26 protein-coding genes are annotated in these 20604 nt (G+C 71.4%); 11 read left to right on the forward strand and 15 right to left on the reverse strand.

All coding sequences use genetic code 11. The annotated features are described in order from the left end of the window. Positions 1 to 9: 9 nt before the first annotated feature. Both BM385_RS26900 and BM385_RS25760 read right to left on the reverse strand, forming a co-directional pair. Positions 10 to 339, reverse strand: coding sequence for a hypothetical protein (locus BM385_RS26900; protein WP_139275240.1), 330 nt, complete (start codon positions 337 to 339; stop codon positions 10 to 12). A gap of 342 nt (positions 340 to 681) precedes the next feature. After that, positions 682 to 1095: a hypothetical protein gene (locus tag BM385_RS25760; protein WP_093844525.1), complete on the reverse strand. Its 414-nt coding sequence runs from the start codon at positions 1093 to 1095 to the stop codon at positions 682 to 684. Between the two features lie 180 nt (positions 1096 to 1275). On the opposite strand from BM385_RS25760, the gene BM385_RS25765 reads away from it, so the two are divergent. Beyond that, positions 1276 to 1575 carry a hypothetical protein gene (locus BM385_RS25765; RefSeq protein WP_139275241.1) on the forward strand — a complete coding sequence of 100 codons (300 nt, stop codon included), beginning with the start codon at positions 1276 to 1278 and terminating at the stop codon, positions 1573 to 1575. Positions 1576 to 2134: 559 nt separating this feature from the next. Here the strand turns inward: BM385_RS25765 and BM385_RS25770 are convergent. After that, a complete protein-coding gene (locus BM385_RS25770) occupies positions 2135 to 2341 on the reverse strand; it encodes a hypothetical protein (protein ID WP_093844527.1) in 207 nt (68 codons plus the stop codon). A 17-nt stretch (positions 2342 to 2358) separates the two neighbouring features. After that, the gene (locus tag BM385_RS25775; protein ID WP_254791740.1) at positions 2359 to 2709 is read right to left on the reverse strand and encodes a hypothetical protein; all 351 of its coding nucleotides are present in this window, start codon (positions 2707 to 2709) and stop codon (positions 2359 to 2361) included. Between the two features lie 274 nt (positions 2710 to 2983). Between BM385_RS25775 and BM385_RS25780 the strand changes: the two genes are divergently transcribed. The 7 genes from BM385_RS25780 to BM385_RS27390 all read left to right on the forward strand — a co-directional run bounded on the left by BM385_RS25780 (position 2984) and on the right by BM385_RS27390 (position 7492). Continuing rightward, the gene (locus BM385_RS25780; protein WP_093844528.1) at positions 2984 to 3256 is read left to right on the forward strand and encodes a hypothetical protein; all 273 of its coding nucleotides are present in this window, start codon (positions 2984 to 2986) and stop codon (positions 3254 to 3256) included. Next, on the forward strand, positions 3253 to 3498 hold the full coding sequence (locus BM385_RS25785) for a type II toxin-antitoxin system RelE family toxin (RefSeq protein ID WP_093844529.1): 246 nt from the start codon (positions 3253 to 3255) through the stop codon (positions 3496 to 3498). Before BM385_RS25780 ends, BM385_RS25785 begins: the two co-directional genes overlap by 4 nt. Positions 3499 to 3714: 216 nt before the next feature. Continuing rightward, complete coding sequence (locus BM385_RS25790) at positions 3715 to 5106, forward strand: helix-turn-helix transcriptional regulator (protein ID WP_093844530.1); 1392 nt, start codon at positions 3715 to 3717, stop codon at positions 5104 to 5106. Positions 5107 to 5191: 85 nt separating this feature from the next. Beyond that, complete coding sequence (locus tag BM385_RS25795; protein WP_093844531.1) at positions 5192 to 5440, forward strand: hypothetical protein; 249 nt, start codon at positions 5192 to 5194, stop codon at positions 5438 to 5440. Positions 5441 to 5712: 272 nt separating this feature from the next. Further along, positions 5713 to 6282 carry a hypothetical protein gene (locus BM385_RS25800; protein WP_093844532.1) on the forward strand — a complete coding sequence of 190 codons (570 nt, stop codon included), beginning with the start codon at positions 5713 to 5715 and terminating at the stop codon, positions 6280 to 6282. Next, on the forward strand, positions 6279 to 7268 hold the full coding sequence (locus tag BM385_RS25805) for a hypothetical protein (protein WP_093844533.1): 990 nt from the start codon (positions 6279 to 6281) through the stop codon (positions 7266 to 7268). The genes BM385_RS25800 and BM385_RS25805 overlap by 4 nt, the downstream gene beginning before the upstream one ends. Before the next feature lie 68 nt (positions 7269 to 7336). Continuing rightward, entirely contained in the window at positions 7337 to 7492 is a 156-nt protein-coding gene (locus BM385_RS27390; protein WP_175543114.1) for a hypothetical protein, read from the forward strand. A 144-nt stretch (positions 7493 to 7636) separates the two neighbouring features. On the opposite strand, the gene BM385_RS25810 is transcribed toward BM385_RS27390, so the two are convergent. The 5 genes from BM385_RS25810 to BM385_RS25830 form a co-directional block, all read right to left on the reverse strand. Next, a complete protein-coding gene (locus BM385_RS25810; RefSeq protein WP_093844534.1) occupies positions 7637 to 8110 on the reverse strand; it encodes a MarR family transcriptional regulator in 474 nt (157 codons plus the stop codon). Then, a complete protein-coding gene (locus BM385_RS25815) occupies positions 8107 to 8868 on the reverse strand; it encodes a hypothetical protein (RefSeq protein ID WP_308277310.1) in 762 nt (253 codons plus the stop codon). Before BM385_RS25815 ends, BM385_RS25810 begins: the two co-directional genes overlap by 4 nt. An 817-nt stretch (positions 8869 to 9685) precedes the next feature. Continuing rightward, positions 9686 to 9937 (reverse strand): hypothetical protein, encoded by a 252-nt coding sequence (locus BM385_RS25820; protein ID WP_093844535.1) that lies wholly within the window; start codon positions 9935 to 9937, stop codon positions 9686 to 9688. After that, positions 9938 to 10231, reverse strand: a complete 294-nt coding sequence (locus tag BM385_RS25825) for a hypothetical protein (RefSeq protein ID WP_093844536.1) — start codon at positions 10229 to 10231, stop codon at positions 9938 to 9940. It abuts the gene before it with no gap. Beyond that, on the reverse strand, positions 10224 to 11567 hold the full coding sequence (locus tag BM385_RS25830; protein WP_093844537.1) for a hypothetical protein: 1344 nt from the start codon (positions 11565 to 11567) through the stop codon (positions 10224 to 10226). Before BM385_RS25830 ends, BM385_RS25825 begins: the two co-directional genes overlap by 8 nt. A gap of 353 nt (positions 11568 to 11920) precedes the next feature. Here BM385_RS25830 and BM385_RS25835 point away from each other — a divergent pair, with 353 nt between their 5' ends. Continuing rightward, positions 11921 to 12643, forward strand: a complete 723-nt coding sequence (locus tag BM385_RS25835; protein ID WP_093844538.1) for a hypothetical protein — start codon at positions 11921 to 11923, stop codon at positions 12641 to 12643. Positions 12644 to 12830: 187 nt separating this feature from the next. Here BM385_RS25835 and BM385_RS25840 read toward each other — a convergent pair whose 3' ends face one another. From BM385_RS25840 to BM385_RS27400, 6 genes are all read right to left on the reverse strand, one after another. Then, the gene (locus tag BM385_RS25840) at positions 12831 to 13493 is read right to left on the reverse strand and encodes a hypothetical protein (protein ID WP_139275242.1); all 663 of its coding nucleotides are present in this window, start codon (positions 13491 to 13493) and stop codon (positions 12831 to 12833) included. Then, entirely contained in the window at positions 13490 to 14017 is a 528-nt protein-coding gene (locus BM385_RS27395) for a sigma factor-like helix-turn-helix DNA-binding protein (RefSeq protein ID WP_093844540.1), read from the reverse strand. Before BM385_RS27395 ends, BM385_RS25840 begins: the two co-directional genes overlap by 4 nt. 551 nt (positions 14018 to 14568) lie before the next feature. Continuing rightward, complete coding sequence (locus BM385_RS25855) at positions 14569 to 15393, reverse strand: hypothetical protein (protein ID WP_093844542.1); 825 nt, start codon at positions 15391 to 15393, stop codon at positions 14569 to 14571. Then, positions 15374 to 16267, reverse strand: a complete 894-nt coding sequence (locus BM385_RS25860) for an aldo/keto reductase (protein WP_093844543.1) — start codon at positions 16265 to 16267, stop codon at positions 15374 to 15376. The genes BM385_RS25855 and BM385_RS25860 overlap by 20 nt, the downstream gene beginning before the upstream one ends. Then, positions 16264 to 17457 carry a cupin domain-containing protein gene (locus tag BM385_RS25865; RefSeq protein WP_093844544.1) on the reverse strand — a complete coding sequence of 398 codons (1194 nt, stop codon included), beginning with the start codon at positions 17455 to 17457 and terminating at the stop codon, positions 16264 to 16266. The genes BM385_RS25860 and BM385_RS25865 overlap by 4 nt, the downstream gene beginning before the upstream one ends. A 17-nt stretch (positions 17458 to 17474) precedes the next feature. Next, positions 17475 to 17651, reverse strand: coding sequence for a hypothetical protein (locus BM385_RS27400; protein WP_175543113.1), 177 nt, complete (start codon positions 17649 to 17651; stop codon positions 17475 to 17477). A gap of 205 nt (positions 17652 to 17856) precedes the next feature. Between BM385_RS27400 and BM385_RS25870 the strand changes: the two genes are divergently transcribed. Together BM385_RS25870 and BM385_RS25875 are read left to right on the forward strand one after the other, a co-directional pair. After that, entirely contained in the window at positions 17857 to 19260 is a 1404-nt protein-coding gene (locus tag BM385_RS25870) for a helix-turn-helix domain-containing protein (protein WP_139275243.1), read from the forward strand. 176 nt (positions 19261 to 19436) lie between these two features. Next, the gene (locus BM385_RS25875; RefSeq protein WP_139275244.1) at positions 19437 to 20516 is read left to right on the forward strand and encodes a competence protein CoiA family protein; all 1080 of its coding nucleotides are present in this window, start codon (positions 19437 to 19439) and stop codon (positions 20514 to 20516) included. The last annotated feature ends 88 nt before the right edge of the window (positions 20517 to 20604 follow it).

Below are 20604 nucleotides of genomic sequence, written 5' to 3' on the forward strand. Positions count from 1 at the left end.
CCGGGTGCATCAGCCGGCCCCCGCGGTCGGCGACGTCGAGTTGCTGGAGCAGGCGGGGCAGCGCTCGATGCGCGCGCCGTGCTCGGCCAGCAGCATCTCCAGCTCGGCGGCCGTGAGGGTGGGCTCGCCGGGGAACCAGCAGCCCGCCTGATGCAGCACGCCCGCACGAGGGCGGCCGACGCGGCGGCGGCGCCACTGCACCCACCACCCCGGCGCAGCCGCCGCTGCGGCCTCCCGCTCCTCGGCCGCCGCGATCTCGTCCTCCACCGCGCGCAGTTGCACGGCGAGCCAGGCCCGCAGGACCCGGAGACGGGGAAGATCAGACGGCAATTCGCTCACATGTACGAATCGTAGGGCAGGGAGGCCGACCCGGTGCTACGGGGTTGACGTGCAGGTCAGCGGGCCGCGCGGGCTGGTCAACCTCGAAGGCGGCGGCCGAAGAAACCCCTCCGGCCGGCTTCCTCGTCGGTCCGGGCGCCACGTCCGGGGCGAGCGGCATGGTCCGCGCGGCTGTCCTCGGGCTGGTAGAGGGGCCGTCCCGCCCGCCCAGGGCTCGCGGCCGACGGGCTCGACGCCCCAGCGTCCAAGGGCGCGGCGGGCGGATGCTGACCTCGACAACCCGGTCGGAGCGACCGGGTTGTCGAGGTAGCGCTCAGGCGGGGACCTTGTGGCCCTTGCCGATCAGGGCGCGCAGCACCTCCAGGGCCATGAGGACGCCGTAGTTCTCCAGGACCGCAGCCCGGGCGCACCACGTCCGTCATGGCGCTCCTGGTGGGCCCACCAGGTCGTCACGCCCTGGGCCGTGTCCCGCAGGGCGTCCACCACCGTGGTGCGGTGGACTTCGTAGGCGGTGTCGTGCTCTCCGATCCCGTCCCAGTCTCGCTGGCGGGTGGTGTAGACAGCGCCGCTGCCGGACAGGTCGGCCACCACTGTGCCGCCCGACGAGTCTGCGGGCTGGAGGTACATTCCCAGGTCGGGGAGCTCCAGCGGGGTGATGGCCTGGGACCGGGCGAACACGCGGGCGGCGTCCCGGTCGGCGATCGCGGCCAGGATCCGCTGAGGCGCCCGGTACGCCCCAGGACACGGCTGCCGCACCGGCGCAGTGGGAGGACGAAGGTGACGAACCCGGACCCGCGGCAAGCCCCCCGCTGATCGGTAGGCCGGGAAGGGCGCTCCGGGCAACCGCGGGATGGCCGGAGAGGTCGCTATTGACCGGACATTCATCAAATGCTTATCCATGTCGCCCACGCTGAGCGTGACAAGAACACTTCTCAGATGAGGAGAATCGACGTGAACCGCATCAAGAAGTTCTTCGGCGTGGCCTCGGCCGGCGTCCTGATGGCCGGCGTGCTCGTGGGCGGCACTGTCGCAACAGCTGGCACCGCCCACGCAACGCCGTCCGACTGCCAGCGGTACCTCCAGGACCGCGGATACAGCATGACCTCCGACCGGATCGACGGGTGCGCCTACGGCGCCCGCGACGGGATCGTCCGCCTCTTCTGTGTGGCACTCCTCAACAACTCGGGCGTAAGCCAGAGCCACACGGAGACCGCCTGCCGCTTGGCCGCCGCCTGACCTCACGCCCGAGCCAGCCGGACTCCCAGTCGGGGCCCGCACCGTGGAGGACAACGGTGCGGGCCCCGCTGCGCGTCCGGCCGCCCCCGCCCGTGACGGCCGGGTGCAGAAGTGGCAGGGGAGCCACGCGGCCAAGTGCCCGGGGGCGGGCCCCGCCCCGGAGAAGCGGGGGTTCTTCCGCCGCCGATGACCTGCACAAAGCGGGGCCCTTCCGACCGAACCGGCAGGGCCCCGCTCCATGAGCGTAACGAACGGCGCCCCCGCCACCTCCTCTCGGGCGGCGGGGGCCGTGTCGTGCCCAGGGCCCGGTCGGGGTCGGCGAGGGTTCATCGGCTCCGCCGGGGCCGCCGGGCCGGAGTCGGATTCGGGCGGTCCGGAGCCGACCCACCGCGCGGTGAACACCGCGCCTCCGCAACGCCCCGAGCCTGGCTACGCCTCCGTTCCTCGGGCCGTCCCCTTCATCGGCTGGCCCACGCGGCCCGGAGACCGACGCGAGGCTGGACCGTACGTACCGGCCCAGGCTCGCCGAACCTCGCTCTGCGGCGGCCCGGGACCCGGTTCAGGCTCCGGGCGCCTCATCATGGCGGGCCCGGCACCGGATCAGGACCTCCGCGCAGCCGAGCAACGCGACGGCGGCGATAGTGGCCACCAGCATGACCGTCCAGGCGACGGCCTGCACGGTCGACTCGGACCGGTAGACGTGCGGCGCGAGCACGGCCATCGTGACGGCGAGTCCACCGAGCGCGGCCAGCATGACGATTCTCAAGACGTTCTCCTGCTGGGTCAGGCCGGGTCAGCCGGCGACGTGTTCGGGGACAGGGTGTCGATCAGGTTCCGGGACAGCGCCGGCGGCAGGAGCCACAGGCCCGTGAAGCCCATGGTGGTGACCATCGCGGTGAACAGCGCGGCCTCCACATCCGGGGTCGTGGAACCGAAGACGCCGACCAGGAACGACAGAGCGGTCACGAAGACCATCGGAACCCACCAGCCGGTGCGGCCCAGGAGGAACGGACGGCTCGCGGTGCTCCACCACCAGGACACGCTGGACATCAGCGTGAAGCTGAACGCCGCGCACGGCACCACGATCGGCAGCCAGAAGCCCAGCGCGTCCTCGGCGGGCAGTTGCTCGCTCACCCGGCCGCTCACGTGGACCAGGAACTACATGTAGAGCGGGACGCTGATCAGCACGTCCAGCCACACCAGTACCCGCACCGCCCGCTCGGCCACGCGGTACGCCTTCGTCTTCGCCATGGCCCGGACGGTAGTGACCAGGCCACGGCACCACCGGGCGTTCCCGAAAACGAGCCACCATCGAGCGACATCGGTACCGCCTCCACAGCGTCGGGTGGGGTACCACGGCGCCGGCTGGAGTCGTACCGTTGGCCCCGGAACACCCGAGGAGGGCGAGATGGCGACCACGATCTGGAACACCTACGTCGACGGCGAGTGCGTGGAACTGCCGGCGACCATAGACGACATCCGGGCCGCCCTCCCCGCGGAGCGACACTCCGAGTTCGAGCGGGCGGTCGGCGCCGCCGCCCCCGCGGACCTGCACCTGCTCCTCGGACACTGGGCGCTGGAGACCCGGCCGGACATCCGCGCCCGGGACGCGGCCACCTTCGCGCGCGTGGAGGCCGGCGACTTCACCGGCTTCACCGCGGCCGAGGACCTGATCGAGTGAGCCGATACCGCCTCCAGTACAGCAATGAAGCCCGCGACGCCCTGCGCAAGATGTCCACCGCCCGCCGCGCCGGATTCGAGCAGGCGATCAACGAGGTTGCCACCGATCCCTACCGGCACGGAATAGCTCTCGGAGGCGACCGCGACCGCCGCGAAGCCTCTCTCGCCGGCACGGTCACCGTGTACCTGGTCAGCGCCGGTGTTCCGGTTGTCAGCGTCGTACGGATCGTCCACGCCGACTGAGCTGTTCTCCGAGGAGACTGCAAGGCCCGCACGCCGAAGGTGCGGGCCCTTTTCCTTGTGGGCGCTCCCGCCGGCCCGGCCGGCGTCATGGGTTTCCGCCAGGCCGGGCAAGGTTGTCCGGAAAGCGTTGCCTCTATCGAGTTAACACTGTTGCAGGATGGGGGATCAAAGTGCTGCACTATTGAGCAACGCCAAAGTAAAGCAGGGGGCAACACCTTGACGCGCATCCGTCCGCTCGCCAACGGCATCCGGACCGACCACCCCGTCCCGGGCCTTCCGTTCGTCGACGACTCCCACATCCCACTCGACGACGGGCCCGAAGCCATCGAGGCCGTCGGCCGCAACAAGGCCCAGGGCATGTGGGGCCGCTTCGACCTCGAACGATCCACCGGCGGCTGGCGGGCCTTCACCACGGACCCGATCCGCCACTCCCTCGCATGGGCTGTCCGGTACCACCCCGACCACGGCCGGACCGTGCTCCTGGTCAACAACCGCAACACCTCCTCCCTGCACAGCGACTGGACCGGCGGCCCTCTGCTGTACCGTGCCGGCGGCTACTGGTGGGACGGCACCACCTGGTACCGGCCCGGCCAGGTGTGGAACCCGGTCAGCCAGGACCACGAACGCCGCAAGGCCAACGCGGCGGTCACCGTCACCGCCGCCGACACGCTCGACACCCGCGCCCAGCCCGCCAACGCCCACCTGGAGAAGATCGCCACCTTCGACCCCGAAGCACCGGCGCCGGACAACTGGCCCGACCACCTCGCCCTGTGGGCGCACCACCACCAGCGGCAGGCCCTGGCGTTGCCGCTCAACCGGTGCGTCGTCAACCTGGCCAGCCCCGAACTCTCCGGCGACCAACTGCTGGGCGTCCCCGAAATGGCCCAGCTCGCCGGCATCAGCCCCTCCACCCTGCGCGGCTACATCTCCCGCAACACGGCCGACGTCCCCCTCCCCCAGGCCACCGTCGGCGGCCGAGCTCAGTGGTCCCGCCCCGTCGCAGAGGACTGGGTGGAATCCCGGCAGCGCTCGGCGGACGGCATCCGCGAAGCCATGTCCGCCGGCGACCGGGACAAGCTCTCACCGGGCGCCGCGCACATCCGGGACCGGTTCGCGGAGGACTTCTACGGCACCCTGTGGGGGCAGCCGGACACCCGCAAGCGCTGGGCCCTCCGGCACCGCAACCCGGCATCGGTCCGGGAAGTCGCCGACCTCCTCGCGTGGAGCGTGGCGGCCAGCCTCAACCACATCCTGCCCACCGGCGTCCTCGGATCAACGATCCGGCACGCGGTCCTCGACGACTTCGCCTACGTCATGGACCTGCGCGACGAGGACGATCTGAAGAAGGCGGCCAAGGAACCGTACTGGTGGGACCTGAACCTCACACCCGATGTCGCGAAAATGCTCGACTGGTACATCCAGCACCACCCCGACTCCGCTCGGTGGACGATCGGCGACATCCTCCGCGAGGCGAACGCACGCTGGGGAGTACCCGCTCACGCCACCGGCAGCGCGCTGCGGAACTCGCTGTCCATGGACGGCCAGATGAGCAAGGAAGACCTCAATAAGTACTTCGAACTGGTCATCCCCCGAGAATCGACCACCTGACAGCCACCCTCCAAGAAGGCGCCCGGTCCCGGGACGGTACCGGCAGGGCGACGGACACACCGACCACCGTAAGGAGAAGACAGCAATGGAGACCGTATGGCTCGTGGTCAGGGGCGAGGACCCCGGTGCGACCCCGTGCGCGGACCGCGAAGCCGCGATGCGGTACGCCACCCTCAAGTGGATCGAGGATGAGTACAACGGCGAAGACGCCGAAGCCACCTCGCTCCGGTGGGAGGACGACGAGCTGATGGACGACTCCCAGCCGGACTGGCCGGGCACCGGATGGGCCGTATTCAAGGCCCCCGTCATCACCACCAACAGCCTCCACCGCTGAACCCGGAGAAGGCGACATCCTCTTCCAGACGCAATCGTCGCTCCCCGTTGTCCGTCGACTGGAAAACCCCGAGGGGGCGGTTTCATACGCGGCCGAACGCGATCGCCTGGCCGCCCTCGCCGCCGACTGCGAGGGACGGTCGTGACCTACGCACCTGCGGCCTGAACCTGAGCTGAACGGTGCGGTGACGGACGACGTGTCTGTCACTGCATCGCTGTCAGTGGTGGTGGGGAGTATGGGGTGGTCGATGGATGAGCGGAGGGGTGGGTGCCATGTCCGGCACGGGACAGAGTCCGGTCGAGAAGTACGCCGCGTTGCGGCGGAACGTCGCGCACCGGTGCGAGGAAATCGGAGAGCTGGAGCACGGGGAGCTGGAGTTCAACCGGGTCTACGACGAGCTGGTGCGGACCACCCACCAGCTCGTCGCGGCGGGGGAGCGGCTTCCTGCGGAGGTCGCGGCGCTGCGCGCGGCGGAAGCTGAGCCGGACCGGTTGCTGAGCGAGCGGATCGTGCGGTGGTCCTGGGGGTCGCAGACCGCCGCCGCCGTCGTGCTGGTCGGGCTCGTAGTGTTCATCCCGTCGTGGTCGGCGGGCTGGCTGGCGCTGCTGATCCCGCACACCGCGGCGCTGGTCGCCGGCTGCCGGATGAGGGTGCCCACCGCCATGCACGACGCCCGCCGGATCGGCGCCTACCTGCTCCACGGGGTGTGCGCGTTGATGATCCTGCTCGTGGCCGGCGTGCTGTCGATGTGGATCATCATCGGAATCGTCATCGGCTGGGTGGTGGTCGCCGGCGCGTCCCTGGCCGACGAAGGCGCGACCGGGACGGGGGCGCGGCGATGAGCTACACCTCCTACTCCGCTACCCCGGACAAGGACTGGGGCCCCGACATCCGGGGACTGGAGCACCGCGTACGCGGCCTCGATGACCGTGTCGATGATGTCGAGCGCGAACAGCAGGGGACACAGACCCGACTCGGCGATGTCCACGACCTCGGCTACGAACTCCGGCGGCTGCGGGAATCGCTCGACACAGTCGAGAACACCGCCGAAGACGCCCGGGACGAGCTGGCCGAACACATCAGCGACACCGCCCACGAGCTGAACCGGCTCAAGGCCCGCCTCCAGGCGCTGGAGGCGCTGGTCCGCACCGATCCGGACGCGCCCGTCGCCGACCTGGACACCGTGGAACCCGCATGGGCAGAGCTGGCCGCCGCCTTCCGCGCCGGACAGCTCGCCGAAGCCGGGCTGCTCTCCGACCACCAGCGGCAGCTGCACACCAATGCGATCCAGTACCACCGCGGCGCCGTGCAGCAGCAGCGCGACGCCCGGGACCGCGTCATCGCCGCCGCCCGCACCCTGGCCACCACAGAGCCCGGGTCCAAGGGGCACCGCGCCGCGGCCGACGAGTTCGCCAAGGCGCTGGAAGCCGACAGCAGCGCAGCCCAGCGCCACGGGAACCTCGCGATGAACATGGTCAAGGCCCGCGCGGCCCTCGAAAACGACGACAAACGCCGCGTCGAAGCCGGCCCGCCCATCGAGGCCGGCCGCCGCGCCGAACTCCAGCTGACCCAGGCCATGCGCCGCCGGCTGGCCGCCGCACTGCGAGACCGCGCGACGCTGCCGATGTGGTTCGTCACCCCCTTCGGCCCGGTGCCCCCCGCCCGCGGAACGGAGAAGTGGATGAACCTCGCGGTCGCCGTGCTGGTCTACCGGGTCACCCACTCGGTCACCGACCAGGTCCTCGCCCTCGGACCGACCCCCGCCCCGACCGCCCAGCACTTCCACCAGCACCAGGACCTGGCACAGAAGCTCCGCAAGCGGAGCTGAGCCGCTCCGCCGCCAGCTGCTCGGTACGGGGCAGCCGAGCACGGGCCGATCATGGGCGGGCCGGGACGATGTGTTCGTCCGGGCTCGCCCGAACCCTGGGCGAGGACGGATTCAGCGCCACGGTCCGCCACGACCTCGACTTCGCCGAACCGGGCACGCCGACCGGGTGCCCGTGGTGGGTGCGCATCACCGGCCGCATCATCCAGGTCGCGCCCACCGGCTGAACTCAGCCCACCAGGACGCCCCCGCCCCGGCACCAGACCCGCCAGGGACGGGGCACCGCCCCCAACTTCCCCCGCGCCAGCGATTCAGCAGGCAGTCGCCCGCCCCGGACGCCTGCGGATCTCATCGCCCGATTGCCGACGGGTTCAGCTGACGGCATGCAGGGACCTGCGGCGGCGGGCGGCGGCGGCCTTCTTCGCGGCGGCCAGGTCCTTGCGCTTCTCGCGCTGGCGGGCGAGCTGGTCCTCGTAGTCGGCGACGGCCCGGTGGTAACCGGCGATGTAGCCCTGGGCGTCAAGGCGATCTTCCGGGGGCATCGCGTTGACGGCGGCCACGGCGTCCTGCGGCGAGTGGTAGCCAGCCAACATCGGGTTGATCTGGTAGACGCCGTTGCGGACCTTCCACACCAGCCGCGCCAGCTCCAGACGACGCAGCGCCGCGTTCGCGCTCGGGCGGCTGAGGCCCAGCATCCCGCCGATGCTCGCCTGGTCGATCGCGATGAGACCGCCCGGCTCGCTGAGCGCCCGCAGCTTGAGCAGTGCCCGGTAGGAAGCCGGCGGCAGGTCCAGGTCAGCCAGCAGCCCGTCGGCGTTGACCGCCGCGAATCGCAGAGTACTCACTGCGTCATCCCCTCATCCCGACGTTCTGCACGGTTCCGGCGGCGCTGCGCACGCTGTGCCGCGCGCTCCGCCCGCAGTTCCTCGATCGCCCGGCGCATGTGTTCCAGAGACGGAAAGCGCACCAGCTCCGGGAGCGTCGCGTCCTGGCGGATCTCGCTGATCGTCTCGCACTGTTCGACTCGACGGTACTCGGACTTCCCCCCGGCGGTCTCCGTGCCCGGGATGAACTCGGCCACCCGGTAGCTGAAGGGCGGGTTGAACTGGTAGACGCCGCGCTTCACCTTGTAGACGATGCCGTGGCTCATGATCTCCTGGAGCGCTTCGGACGCCTTCGGGCGGGCCACGTCCAGGACGGTGGCCATCTCCTCCTGCGTCAGGTGGATTCGGCCGCCTGCGCGCTGGCAGGCGATCAGGAGGAGGATCAGGCGCAGCGGCAGTGCCTCGCGGAAGAACTGGGCGATCAGCAGGAAGAACTCCAGGCTGTCCATCGCGAAGGCGTTCGGCTGTTCCGGCCGCCCATAGAACTCAAGCGGCGTGCGTTCGCCGTCCAGGGTGAGTCGGCGGCCCGGGTAGCGCCGCGCAACCTCATCGAGGTCGCGCACCGGGGCGAGCGGCTGGCTCCACGCTTGGAGCGCGTCGTCGATGGGCTGGGGGAGTGGTTCCCGCCGTGGGCTCGGCTGTTCACCCTCTCCGGGCTCGAAGGCCACGGGGTACCCCTTCCGGTCTGTGATCGTCAGGAGCAGCAGTATGTCAGCCACGCCGACATTTGTGTCGGTGGGGCTGACGTTCGGCGTGTCCTGTGTCCCTCGTGAGGGGACACATCTGCTGCTGACGCCCCGTCGGGCCGGTCGGTGGAACACGCGCAATACGTCAGTCTGGCTGACGTGTTGGGGCTTTTGCTGTCAGTCATGCCGACAATCCGCGGTCGATCTGTCCCCCCACCCGAGACACAACGCGGCCGATCTGTCGCTGCTGAGGGGACACAACTTTCTATCCACAGGGCTCTGACCTGCGCTTTTCTCTCTCCGTACTTCTCTAGTACAGGAGGAGGGTCACCTGCGGGCCGTAACCGTCGTGGCGCGGCACGCTTCGCGTGCGGGCCCGGACGCGAACCGCGGACCGCAGGCAGCACCAGCGGTCCGGAGACTCGGGGGGTGCTGGCAGCGACGGACAAAGCCAACAGGAGTGACCGGACTCGGTGGCCGGTTCCGCTCCACGGCCCCGGGGGGCCATGGAGCTCAGGTACCTCCGACCACCGGCTGACAGCTACCCGTCTCCGGAGCGACCGTTCTGTGGCTGCACAGCCACACTATGCAGTGCAATCGACCGAAGGCGGCCCGTCGCGGACTACGCATAGAACCCGGGGAGCCGGCAGCGACGGACAAAGCCAACAGGAGTGGCCGGACTCGGTGGCCGGTTCCGCTCCACGGCCCCGGGGGCCGTGGAGCTCAAGCACCGCACGCCGGCTGCAAGCTATCCGTCTCCGGGACGAACTCCAAGGTGGGACCGAGCCGAGAGCGTGGACGCCGGGGAGCGACGAGGTGGGGCGTGGCCAGCCGCCGCGCCCCCGCCTGCTCACAAGGACTGGTCGATGACCTTCACGGCGGTGATGGTGAGCGCGCCGCCGGCGACGTAGTACACGACGAACGCGCCGGCCACCGTCGCCTCCCGCCGATCCTTCTCGCCGCCGATGGCGTTGGAGCCGTGCCCGTACGGGTCGGTGCCGATCGTGCCGGCCATCGCCTGGTCGAACTCAGCCCGCCGCGCCCGCGTCATCTGCCGCCGCGCGGCATCCGCCTGCCCGGCGAACGCGATCCGGTACGCCATCTACGCCGCCCCCTCCTCCCGCTCCTCGTACGGGTAGACCACCCCGGAGTAGTCACCGGCCTCCAGCGCGGCGAAGGTCTCCTCCATCTCCCGCACCGCCTCCGGATGAGTGCGCAGAGCCCAGTGCCCCAGGACGCGGGGCAGGTCCTGTGCCGCGGCCGAGCCGACCTCGCGCTCGAAATCGGCCCGCTCGGTCTCGGGGAGGGCGGCGCGGATCCCGTCGATCGACGCCGGCAGCTCGACGCGCTCGCCGCCGACGTAGGTGACCCAGGTGGCTTCGCCGATGTCACTCATCCGACTCGTCTCCTTCTCGCCCGGTGCCGGGGCCGGCTGTGTCGGGGTCCACGGTAGCGACCGACCCGGTGTCCGGGGACTCCTCAGCCGCCGGACCCTCCGTTGCGGGCTCGGCACGATCGGATCCGACCTCGGATTCAGGGGCGCCTGCGTCCTCCAGGCCGGGCGGCGGCGCAGCAGTGGGGGCGCGGTCGTCCAAGGCGATCCGGACGGTGCTCCCTTCCCGGGCGAGTTTGGAGAGCCCGTCCTGGATACGGGCGTACAGGCTGGTGGCGAGGGCCCATTCGGCGCTGGCCGGGGAGGCCGCGTGCTGGGTTTCCCACAGGGTGATGAGCGCAGCGATCAGCGACCGGCCGGAGACCGCGGCGGTGACCCGCTCGTCCTGGTCGACGGCGAGCTCGGCGGGGGTACGGAAGTGCGGGTGCCCGTCGGCGCGGCCGACGATGAAGTCCCAGGTGTCCCGGTGACAGACCAGCTCGGCGCGGGAGATCCGCGCGGCCTCCTGGAGCAGCCGGCCGTGCTCCTCCGTCGCACGCGGCGGAGCGTCGGGCGCGGCCTCCGGCCCTTCTTCGTGGTCCGGCTCGGCGGGCTGGAGCAGTTCCTGGCGCAGCCCGGTGATCTGCTCGGTGACGACCTTCCCGAGCGCGTCGATCGCACCGGTGACCTCGGCGGCCCACGAACCGGTCTCCGGTTCGTGGGCCGCCGGCGGCTGCGTGGCCAACTGCTCCAGCGCGGTGCGGATCTGGGCGATCTCCTGCTGCTGGCCGGCGACGGCGTCGCGCAGCGGGCCGAGCTCATCCCGGACGGCCGCGCGCAGCAGCTCGGCCAAGTCCGCCGGCGCTTCCTGGCGCGGAGGCTGCGCGGTCTCTGCTTCGTCGGCCGGATCCGGGTGGGCGTCTCCGGTGTCGTCGGCGGCCGGCCGAGGCCCGGGAATTGACCCGGCCGGAAGACCGAGCCCGGCGGGGGCCCCGCCGGCGGTGTCGGCGACCACCGGCAGCTCGGGCCGGCTCGCAGCGGCGCTGTCCGGGAGAGCGGTAACCGGGACGGCGGGTACGGCGGCCAGGGCCTCGATCTTCTGGTGGAGGGCGGCCACCTGCTCCGCCACGTTCCTCAACTCCGACTCCAGGTCGGCCTTCATCGCCAGCTGGATGTCCCGTCCTGCGCCAGCCAGCTTGTCGCCGTTCTCACGCAGGTTCTGCCGCATGAGGCGGAGTTCGTTGGTGACCGCGCTCTTCGCGGCGTCTTGTCCGCTCTCCAGCGCCGCTTGAATCCTGCCGATCCCGTCCAGCACCGTCTGGTGCACCAGGGTCAGCGAGGTCTCGTCTTTCCGTGCCACGTCGCGTAGCTCCTCTACAGTTGGTGTTCATGTGATTCCTGGCGGTAGCCCGACCGGGTGAAACATCACATAGATGAGAATTTGTGAACTGGCGAGCGGTCCAACAGGGATGCCGAGCTCCCGGAAGTCATTCAGTCGCCCGGCGCGTCGCGCGTGACAACGGAAGACGAATATGGTGCCGTTGGCGTCGGCCGCAGGACGGCCTCAGTTCCAGTTGCCCCGACCCGTGATCGGGGCAGCGCTCACGAACAGAAAGCGGCTTCGCAGCATCCCGGCGACGCCACGTGCACATGACGTTCATTCAAGGCGCGCCAGGTCACGGGACAGTGCGCAGCCGGAATGAGTCGCAGATCATGCACACCAACCACGCGGCGAAGAACGCGGCCCGGGCGAGGTCCATGGAGACGGGACAGCCATACGCCGCTGCTCTCGCGGACCTCCGGAAGGAGCGCCTGGCGCACAAGGAGCGGCTGACGACTGAGGACTACGTGCCCGCGGGTGCGATTGGCCCTGGGGACGCGCTGCCCCCCGAACTGCTGCTGCTGGTCCGCTACCACGTGGACATGATCAACAGGTACTTCCATGAGGCCCTCGATGAGGGCCGGTATCAGAAGCAGTACGGCGAGTGGACGAGGATCGTGCTCTACCGGCTCACCGATGCGCTGGAGCACCTCCACCTGATGGTCGGCACCATCGCCGCGCACATGCAGCACAACCACATCTCGCCGGACCGCATTCGCACTTACCTTCAGGTGCCCGACCAGCGACACGTCGAGCAGTTCATCAGCCGGCGCGTTCGGGAGCACCTGGCCGGCTTGCTCGGCAAGGACACCGACCAGGAGAAGGCCGGGGTCTTCGACAGGGTGGGGCGGTCCATCGTCCAGCGTGAGGGATGGATCAGCCCGGAGCGCGAGGACACCCTGGAAGCGTTCCTGGCCGCGCTGTACTCCACCTATTCCTACGAGCCCAGCGCTCTGGATGATCTGCCCGACGACATCCGCAACATCGCCGTGCAGGCCGCCGCCCTCGTTCCGCCTGCACGCGAAGACGAAGACGCCGCTCCCGGCGACCAGTAGGCGGGCGCGCGTTCCAGGCAAGGCAACTCGGTGAAGCGGGGGTGCTGCTCTGTACGGAGCAGCACCCCCGCCGGTGCTGAGGCTTCTCTCGGAGGTCCGAACGACATGAGAGAAGTCTCAGAGGGCACGAGCGCGGAGTGCTCCATCCGGCGGCGCCGGGCAGCGAGGCCCACACCCCAGCCGTTCGTCAGGCAACGAGCTCTCGGGGGAGGCTCGGCAGCCGGAGGAAGTTCCGCAGGGGCCCGGCCCAGTCCGCGCGCCGCACGTACTCCTCCGGCAGGTAGTCCAGTTCGTGGACGGGCCGGGGGAGATGGACATCCGGTCTGAACCCGAGCATGCGGGTGATCGCCCGCCACAGGCGGGCGTGGGGGGTGCAGCCCACTGCCGCATGGTGGGAGGCGAGGAGGTGCGCGGCCAGTTGGTCTTCGGCGCCGGCGGCGAACCGCCACCAGTACAGCGCGCTCTCCCGCCGGCCCAGCCGGTACAGCAAGCACCCGAAGGTCCGCGCGCCCGCTTCGTCGTAGTCCCGGGCGAAGTCGGCAAGCCGCGCCACGTCGGCGGAGCGGAGGACCAGCTCGCACAGGTGCTGGACGTCGGCGAGCACCGAGGCGGGGGCCGTGTCCGGCTCCGGGCAGGTGGGCAGGAGGCGGCTGCGGCCCGTGCGGCGTCCGGCGGGGTGGGAGTGCGGGGGCCGGGTGCCGCAGCGGTCCCGGCCGGTGGCCGGCCGGGACACGCTCTGGTCCGCGGAGATGCGCGCGGCCAGCCGGACCATGAACGCCGCCTCGTCGTGGTCGGCGAGGGCGGCCCGGAGGGCGGCGGCCTCATCGCGCAGGATGTCGTCCAACATCATTGGCCTCCTAAGCGTTGGCGGGGAACAGTGGTCATCAGCTCGCGCAGCCGGGCCAGGCCGAGGCTCACGTTCGTGCGCGCGGCGCCGGCGGTGATGTCGAGCCGGTCGGAGATGTCCGTGTACTCCATCTGCATGAGGTAGCGCATCGTCACGCACTCGGCCTGGAGCGGCGCGGCGCGGCGCAGGGTGTCCATGGCTGTGTCCAGCGGCTCGTGCGAGCGCAGTTCGTGGAGGTACGCGCTGTCCGGCGGTTCGGCGACGGCCACCTCGGGCACGCGGGCGGAACGCCGGTAGAAGTCGCGCGTCACGTCGCGCATGATCTTGTAGACGAGGGCCATCGGGTTCGCGTGGGCGAGCACCGTGTGCCACTTCCGGAATATGAGGGTGCCGGCTTCCAGCACGGCCTCTTCGGCGTCACGGCGGTCACGCAGCTGGTGCATGGCGTAGGCGAGGAGGCGGCGGTGTTCCGCGGTGAAGAAGGCCTCGAAGTCGGTGGGGAGTTGTACCTTCGGCGGTTTGGTCACGAGACCTCCCCCCGTCCGTCCCGGGGTGCTGCCGCCCCGGGGCAGGCGTGGTGCCTCCCTGCGCTGGAACTCTCCGGCCCCGCCATGGTGGTCGGCGCGGAGAGGGGCGCGGAGCGAAGCTCCGCGGTGGCCTGCGAGGCGGTGCGGACGACGCGTCGTACGACGGCGTCGATCCCGTCCAGGGTCAACCGGCAGACGACGGCCACTACCACCGCGTACCAGGTCCATGGGTGCCCCACGGCGCTCCTCTCGGTGAGTCGGGGCTCCGTCCGCGACGGTGCGGGCGGAGGAGAACACTGCGTTCTCACCCATAGACCGAACTGGCGGGGGACGGGTGTTAGCCCGCTCGCGCACAAGTTCTTGCACGGCGTCATCGTATGATCACATACAGTGCGCTGACCTGCGACAATGCTGCACTATGTGATCAAGAGCACACCGAACGTGCGTTTGTGGGGGCGGAGTTGGTCTGACAACACCGGAGCACACCAACACGCCCGCCCGTTCCGCCCCCCGCATCCCGGCGTTGAAGCACCGTCGGGAATCCGCACGGTCTACGCCACGGCCGCTGCCCACTCCCGCAGCGGGGCCTCCAGGTCGGGGTGGTCTCCGCGGCCGACGGACTGGAGGAGTTCGGCGGCGACGACCAGCTGCGCGGCGCGGCCGGCGGCCGTGTCCAGCAGGTCGTCGAACTCGCGGCGGATGCGGGCCGCGAGCGCCGGCTGCAGGAGGGCGTAGCCGAGGAGCAGGGCGGCGTCGTATCCGGCGGGGGCCCGGCCCCATCCTTCCCAGTCCAGGAGGGTTCCGTCGCTGGTGAGATTGGCGAGGTGGAGGTCTCCGTGGGCGGTGGTCCATGCCGTGACGCGGGGGGCGGGGTGTCCGGTGACGGTGGGGACGGTGCGGGCGATCCACTCGTCCCGGACGGCGACCCGGGTGGTGGGGGTGGCGGCGATGGTGTCGAGGTCGGTGCGGAGGGTCTTCCACCAGGTGTCGGGCACGTCGATGGGGTGGCGGATGACCGGGTCGGCGGCGACGGTGGGGGAGGCGATGTACTGGGTCAGCTCGGCCCGGTAGGCGGCGCCGTCCGTGTCGTGGTCGTGGACGGCGTGCAGCCGGGGTTTGGTCACCCGGCCGTCGAAGGCGCGGGCGGCCTCGGCGGTGCCCTCCCAGATCTTGCCGCCCTGCTTCCCGGCCGGGGCGCAGGCGAGGCGGAGCCAGCAGGCGCCGTGCCGGGGGTGTTCGGCGCGGTGGGAGAGGGTGCGGCCGTGCCAGCCCCACGCCGGCGGCCCGGTCACGGTGGCGTCGAGAGCGCGGGCCGCGGCGTGGAGGGCGGAGCGCATCGCCTGCTCGGTGGCGGGGTCAGCGGGGGGCGAGTACATCCAGGACCGTCCCGAGGTGCGCAGGGGTGAGGGGCCCGCCGGCGAGCGCGGCGTGGGCGTCGTCCCAGTGTGCCGCTGTGGAGGCGGCGAGGAGCAGTTTCCGGACTCCGGGGCAGGATGCGGCGGCGAGGATGCAGGCGCCGGCTGGGGTGAGGCCGGGCCGGATGAGGTCGGCGAGTTCTTCGGTGGCGAGTGCGGCCAGTTCACCGCCGTGGAGCGGGGCGGACGCGTACACCTCCAGCCCGGCCGCTGCGGCGTCGGCGATCGGTCCGTGCCCGGCGAGCGCTGCGGCCATCGGTTCGGCCAGCACGAGGTTGACGGGGAGCTGGAGGGCGACCAGGTGGTGCGCGGCGCCGCCGGCAGTGCGGGCTGCGGCCAGCAGGCCCGGCACGGTGCATGTCCCGTCGGCGTGCCCGGACCAGGTGGCGACGCCGTATCCGCCGATCCAGCCGGCCGCGACGGCTTCTTCCAGCACGGTGAACGCGGCGGCCAGCTGCTCGGTGCGGGGCCTGGCCCGCTCGGGGTTGTGCACGAACAGCACGTCGATCCGGTCGCGGCCGAGCTGGGCACGGTTGCGGGCGAGCTGCCAGCGGATGTAGGCGGGGGTGATGCTGTGGCCGGTGGCCGCCTCGCCGGGGGTGATGGCCCCGTCCCGGAGCGCGCCGGCGGCTTCGGCCGCGGGGAGGAACCCGATCTTCGTGGAGACGCCCATGGTCGGGTGGGCGGCGAGGACGGGGGCGAGGAGGGAGTGGGCGCGGCCGGCGAGGTAGTTGGGGGCGGTGTCCACCCAGGGGTGCGGGCTGGTGGCCGCGCGCTGTGCGGCGGCGGCCACCTCCCGGCACCGGTGGGTGCCCAGGGCGAGGACCGCCGTCACGGGCGGGGCCCGGTGAGGGTTGCGACCTGCCCGTCGACGAGCTCCGCCACGACGGCGGCGACCTGGCCGACGGACAGCTGTGCGGCGTCGGCGAGTTCTCCGAAGGTCCGCTCCCCGCCGTCGAGGAGCAGCCGCAGCATCGGCGCCGTGCCGGCGGCGAACTCCCACTCCGAGCCCGCCCCGCGGAAGACGACCGTCCCGCCGCCGTCGGGGCTGGGGTGGGTGAGGCGGGCCCGGCCGGCCGTCAGCCGCACCCCCAGGCCGGGGTCGGGCGGCGGCGGCCCGAGGTAGGGGAGCGAGGGCCGCAGCCGTCCCGGGTCCTCGCCGTCCCGCGCGTCGAGGTACCGGGCGATCAGACCCGGGTCGCCGAACGCCTCCAGGACCTCCTCGCGGAGTTGCTCCAGGTGCGCGGCCTGCTGCCCGGCGGTCCCGTGGACCGGGAGGTCTGCGCGGACGCGCTCGCTGCCGCGCAGGACTCCGCTGAGCCAGGTCAGCAGGTCAGCGCCGGTGTGGGTGCGCATCCCCGCGGTGAGGTGCAGGGAGTGGGTGCCCTGGTCGGCCACGACGGCGTGCCACCAGCCGCGCGGCAGATACAGCACGTCGCCGCACCGCATCACCAGTTCGGCGACCGGATGTTCCGGCGGCGGCTCGGGCTGGTCGGTGTCCAGCCCGAGCGGCGCGCGGCGGGTCGGCCCGTAGATCCGCCACCGCTTGGCGCCCTGAAGCTGGACGACAAGGACATCGTGGTCGTCCCAGTGCACCCCGAAGCCTTCACGTTCGGTCCAGGAGGCGTAGAGGTTGACCTGCACGTGGGTGCGCAGCCAGCGCTCCAGCTCCTGTGCCAGGTCCCGGACCGGCGGGTGGAGTTCGTCGACGGCGTCGACGACCAGGGACGCGCCTTCGGCGAGGCGGGTGTGCAGGTCGGCCGGCTGGAGCCGGTGCCACACCGTGCGGCGGCGGGTGACCTCCGCGGTGGCGTACCGCTGCTGGGGCAGCATCTCGCCGTCCGCGCTCAGCCGCAGCCGGGGCGGCTCCAGCCGGTGGGTGGCCAGCAGGTCGTTGAGGTCTGCGAAAGTCATCAGCGTGCCGGCGCCGGGAAACGCGCCGGGGACGTGGCGGTAGGCGCGGCCGAGCGCCTGGGCGAGGAAACGGTCCCCGCCCAGGCGTTCCGCGATCGACAACTCGGTCATCGCGAGGATCCGGCCTCTCAGTCGTTGGTGTCGGTGCGGCCGGTGCCGCCGCCGTCGGACTCCGACAGGGTGGCCCGGTCGCGGGCGGCGGTGATCCGGCGGCGGGCGAGAACCAGCCCGCCGCCGCCCGGGGAGGTGCTGGTGCTCGTGCCGGCCGGCGCGGTGGCGGCCGGGGCGGTGGTCATCACGGACATGCGTTTTCCTCCTGCTCTGCCGGGCCCCGATGGCCCGGCCCTTCCCCAGAGTCGGACCGCGCCGGGCACCGGGTCATTGCGGGCGCCGCGGCCCACCATTGCGGGCAGACCGCAATGTCCGTGCGCCCCCCGAATACGCCCTCCCGCCCCACCGCGCCCGGGGCTACGGTGGTCCGCCCAAGCCTTGCTCTCCCGGGGGGAAGTCATGGCTGTGATCACCCGCTCCCGGCGCGCCGCGATCGTGCGCGAGGCCGCCCGGATCCGCCGGGACGCTCAGCGACAGGGCCACAGGACCGGGCAGATCGCCCACCGCCTGCGCAGGGAACTCCCGGAACTCAGCGCGCTGGAGGCGTGGCGCCTCGCCCTGGGCTGGTCTCGGGCCGAAGCCATAGACCAGATCGGCCGCTGCTACCAGGAGCAGGGCCTCCAACCCCCAGGCCCGTCGGAATCCATGCTGTGCCGGTGGGAACACGGCCAGGAACGGCCCGGCCCGGAGTACACGGTCATGCTGGCCCGCGCCTACGGCACCACACCGGAACACCTCGAACTGACGCGCCCGCCCGCCAACGCGACGACCATGGTGGCCCCGCTCCGGTACGGTCGGCCCGACCGACCGCCGTCCCCCACCTGGAGAGAGCCCATGACCACAGCCGCCGGGCTCCCGGCCGTCCGCGAATCCCTCCACCTCGCCCTGCTCGCCGACCCGACCGCCGGCCCCGAAGTCCTCGAATCCGCCCACGCCGCCCTCGAGCACTACGCCCTCAACTACAGCCGCCACCCGCCCCACGCCTTGTTCACCGAAGTCCGGGCCGTCCGCGAACTCCTCACCCGGCCCCTCGCCGCAGGCCCCCGCGACACCCAAGAACTCTCCCGGCTCATGGGCTGGCTCAGCGCGCTGCTGGGCAACCTCGCCCACCACCTCGGAGACGACACCGGCGCCAGCGTCCACCTGACCACCGCCGCACACATCGGCCACCGCGTCGGCGACGCCCGGCTCACCGCCTGGTCCTTCGGCGCCCGCAGCATGACCGCCCGCGCCCGCGGACAAGCCGACGCCGCCACCGAATTCGCCGAACGCGGCCTCGCCGCCGCCCCCACCCCGCTGGTCCGCGCCCAACTCCTCGGCTGGGGGCTCCTCTCCTCCCTCGCAGCCCAAGGCCGCACCCGCGAAGCCCGCGACACCGCCCACACCGCTGACGACGCGTTCGCCGGCATCACCGAAGAGCCCGGCCGGTTCGGCTACGACCTCGCCGAACACCAGCTCCACCAGGCCACCGCCCACCTGGAAATCGGCCAGCCCGACCACGCCCTGCGACTCGCCGAAACCTCCGCCGGGCTCAAGACCATCGGCACCCCGGGCTGGGCCGCCGCTGCCGTCCTCCACGCACGCGCCGAAGCAGCCAGCGGCAACCCCGGGGACGCAGCCGACCGCGCCCTGGACGTCCTGGCCCGCGTCCCTTCCTCACACCTGCGCTCCAACACCCGGGACCGCCTCACCGCCCTGACCACCGACCTGACCGGCATCCAGACAGCCAGCGTGCGCGACCTCCACGAGCAGCACCGGAACCTCCCACCACTCATCGACGCCCAAGGCCACGCCGGAGGCTGATGTAGGTCGGGCACCGAGTTCGGGACGACGGCGCAGTGGTCCGGGTCCGGCGGTGGTCGGTGTCGCTGCCCAGCCGGGGATCTGCCGCTCTGAATTGGCTCCCCCACCCCTCGGCCCGGAATGAACCTCTCACGGCCCCGTGGCGTCCCGGCACGGGGCTTCTTACCCTCAGATTCATGGCGAACGCCGTCTGGCACACCCGATACCGGATCAAAATCGAACTCAGCCACGCCGACCTCGGAAACCCAGACCGCCCCGGGCTCATCGACGAGATTCTTGTTCCGATCGCTGAGCGGGAGCGCGACCTCCTGGAATGCATAGGCCGCCACGAAGAGAACCACTGCCCCGCTGAAGAAGCAGGCCGCTCACCCTGGATGACGATCCGCCAGCGGACCGTCAACGGCGTGACAACCCTCGTCCCGGCACACCTCCCGCTCCGGATCGAGCCGACGGCGGAGGAATCGGACAAGCACAAGGCCATGAAGGAGCGGATCGCGCGCGCCGCGCACGAACACGGCTTCGCCGCCGAAGTCGAGGCCAGGGCCGTCGACGGACGCATACGCACCGATGTTCTCGTCACCGGCCCCGGTGGCCGCGTCGGCTGGGAAGCCCAGTACTCCCCGATCGCCGCCGCAACCGTACGCCGCCGCTCCACCCGCGCCGTCGCACACGGCATCACACCGTTGTGGGTCACCTCCGACAGCCGCTCAGCCCTCATCGAACGCACCCCCTGGGTCCAGGTCGATGACCGCCCCTGGGAAGTGATCGCCAGCCGTCAGTCCATGCTTATCCGGGCTGGCGCCCGCTACCTCCAGCACTGGAAATGCGACGGTCACAACCCTCGCTCCTGCCCCGACACCGGCGCCAGTTTCTGCGGACGCTTCCACGCCCACTGGGACCTCCCCGCCCTGTGCATCCCCCAGAAACCCACCCCCGGCGTCGACGACCTCGTCATCACCAGCGCCACCGGCGACTGGGTCCCCATGCGGATCCCCAACCCCGAAGACCCGCAGATCACCAGCCGCATGTGGGTCCCCGCCCCGGACCGCGCCCTGTGGCGAGAGATCACCGCCGAACCCGAGCCGGACATCACCGAGCCAGAACCCCCCAAGGAAGGGGAACTCACCTTCACCCACCAGCCACTCGACACCCGCTGCCGATACGGCGAAGACACCCACACCTTCAACGACACCCGCACCCGCCGCGCCACCGCTGCCCCCGCCGCCCGCCACACCTGGGACGCCGTCCCTCAGTAGCTGTTTCCGATCCTCGGTTCTGGGTAGATTTGCGCCCTAGCCTGGACCGGTGTCTGAGGGTGCCGAGAGGGCCGTGGAGAGGGAATGT

Source organism: Streptomyces harbinensis (genome assembly GCF_900116145.1).
GTDB classification, from domain to species: Bacteria; Actinomycetota; Actinomycetes; order Streptomycetales; family Streptomycetaceae; genus Streptomyces; species Streptomyces carpaticus.

Bases quoted from the DNA above. Each gene is read 5' to 3' on its own strand.
- BM385_RS25765 (WP_139275241.1), top strand. From the start codon at position 1,276: ATGAGGAGAATCGACGTGAACCGCATCAAGAAGTTCTTCGGCGTGGCC.
- BM385_RS25780 (WP_093844528.1), top strand. From the start codon at position 2,984: ATGGCGACCACGATCTGGAACACCTACGTCGACGGCGAGTGCGTGGAA.
- BM385_RS25795 (WP_093844531.1), top strand. From the start codon at position 5,192: ATGGAGACCGTATGGCTCGTGGTCAGGGGCGAGGACCCCGGTGCGACC.
- BM385_RS25800 (WP_093844532.1), top strand. From the start codon at position 5,713: ATGTCCGGCACGGGACAGAGTCCGGTCGAGAAGTACGCCGCGTTGCGG.
- BM385_RS25805 (WP_093844533.1), top strand. From the start codon at position 6,279: ATGAGCTACACCTCCTACTCCGCTACCCCGGACAAGGACTGGGGCCCC.
- BM385_RS27390 (WP_175543114.1), top strand. From the start codon at position 7,337: ATGTGTTCGTCCGGGCTCGCCCGAACCCTGGGCGAGGACGGATTCAGC.
- BM385_RS25820 (WP_093844535.1), bottom strand. From the start codon at position 9,937: ATGGCGTACCGGATCGCGTTCGCCGGGCAGGCGGATGCCGCGCGGCGG.
- BM385_RS25825 (WP_093844536.1), bottom strand. From the start codon at position 10,231: ATGAGTGACATCGGCGAAGCCACCTGGGTCACCTACGTCGGCGGCGAG.
- BM385_RS25835 (WP_093844538.1), top strand. From the start codon at position 11,921: ATGCACACCAACCACGCGGCGAAGAACGCGGCCCGGGCGAGGTCCATG.
- BM385_RS25840 (WP_139275242.1), bottom strand. From the start codon at position 13,493: ATGATGTTGGACGACATCCTGCGCGATGAGGCCGCCGCCCTCCGGGCC.
- BM385_RS25855 (WP_093844542.1), bottom strand. From the start codon at position 15,393: ATGTACTCGCCCCCCGCTGACCCCGCCACCGAGCAGGCGATGCGCTCC.
- BM385_RS25865 (WP_093844544.1), bottom strand. From the start codon at position 17,457: ATGACCGAGTTGTCGATCGCGGAACGCCTGGGCGGGGACCGTTTCCTC.
- BM385_RS27400 (WP_175543113.1), bottom strand. From the start codon at position 17,651: ATGTCCGTGATGACCACCGCCCCGGCCGCCACCGCGCCGGCCGGCACG.
- BM385_RS25870 (WP_139275243.1), top strand. From the start codon at position 17,857: ATGGCTGTGATCACCCGCTCCCGGCGCGCCGCGATCGTGCGCGAGGCC.
- BM385_RS25875 (WP_139275244.1), top strand. From the start codon at position 19,437: ATGGCGAACGCCGTCTGGCACACCCGATACCGGATCAAAATCGAACTC.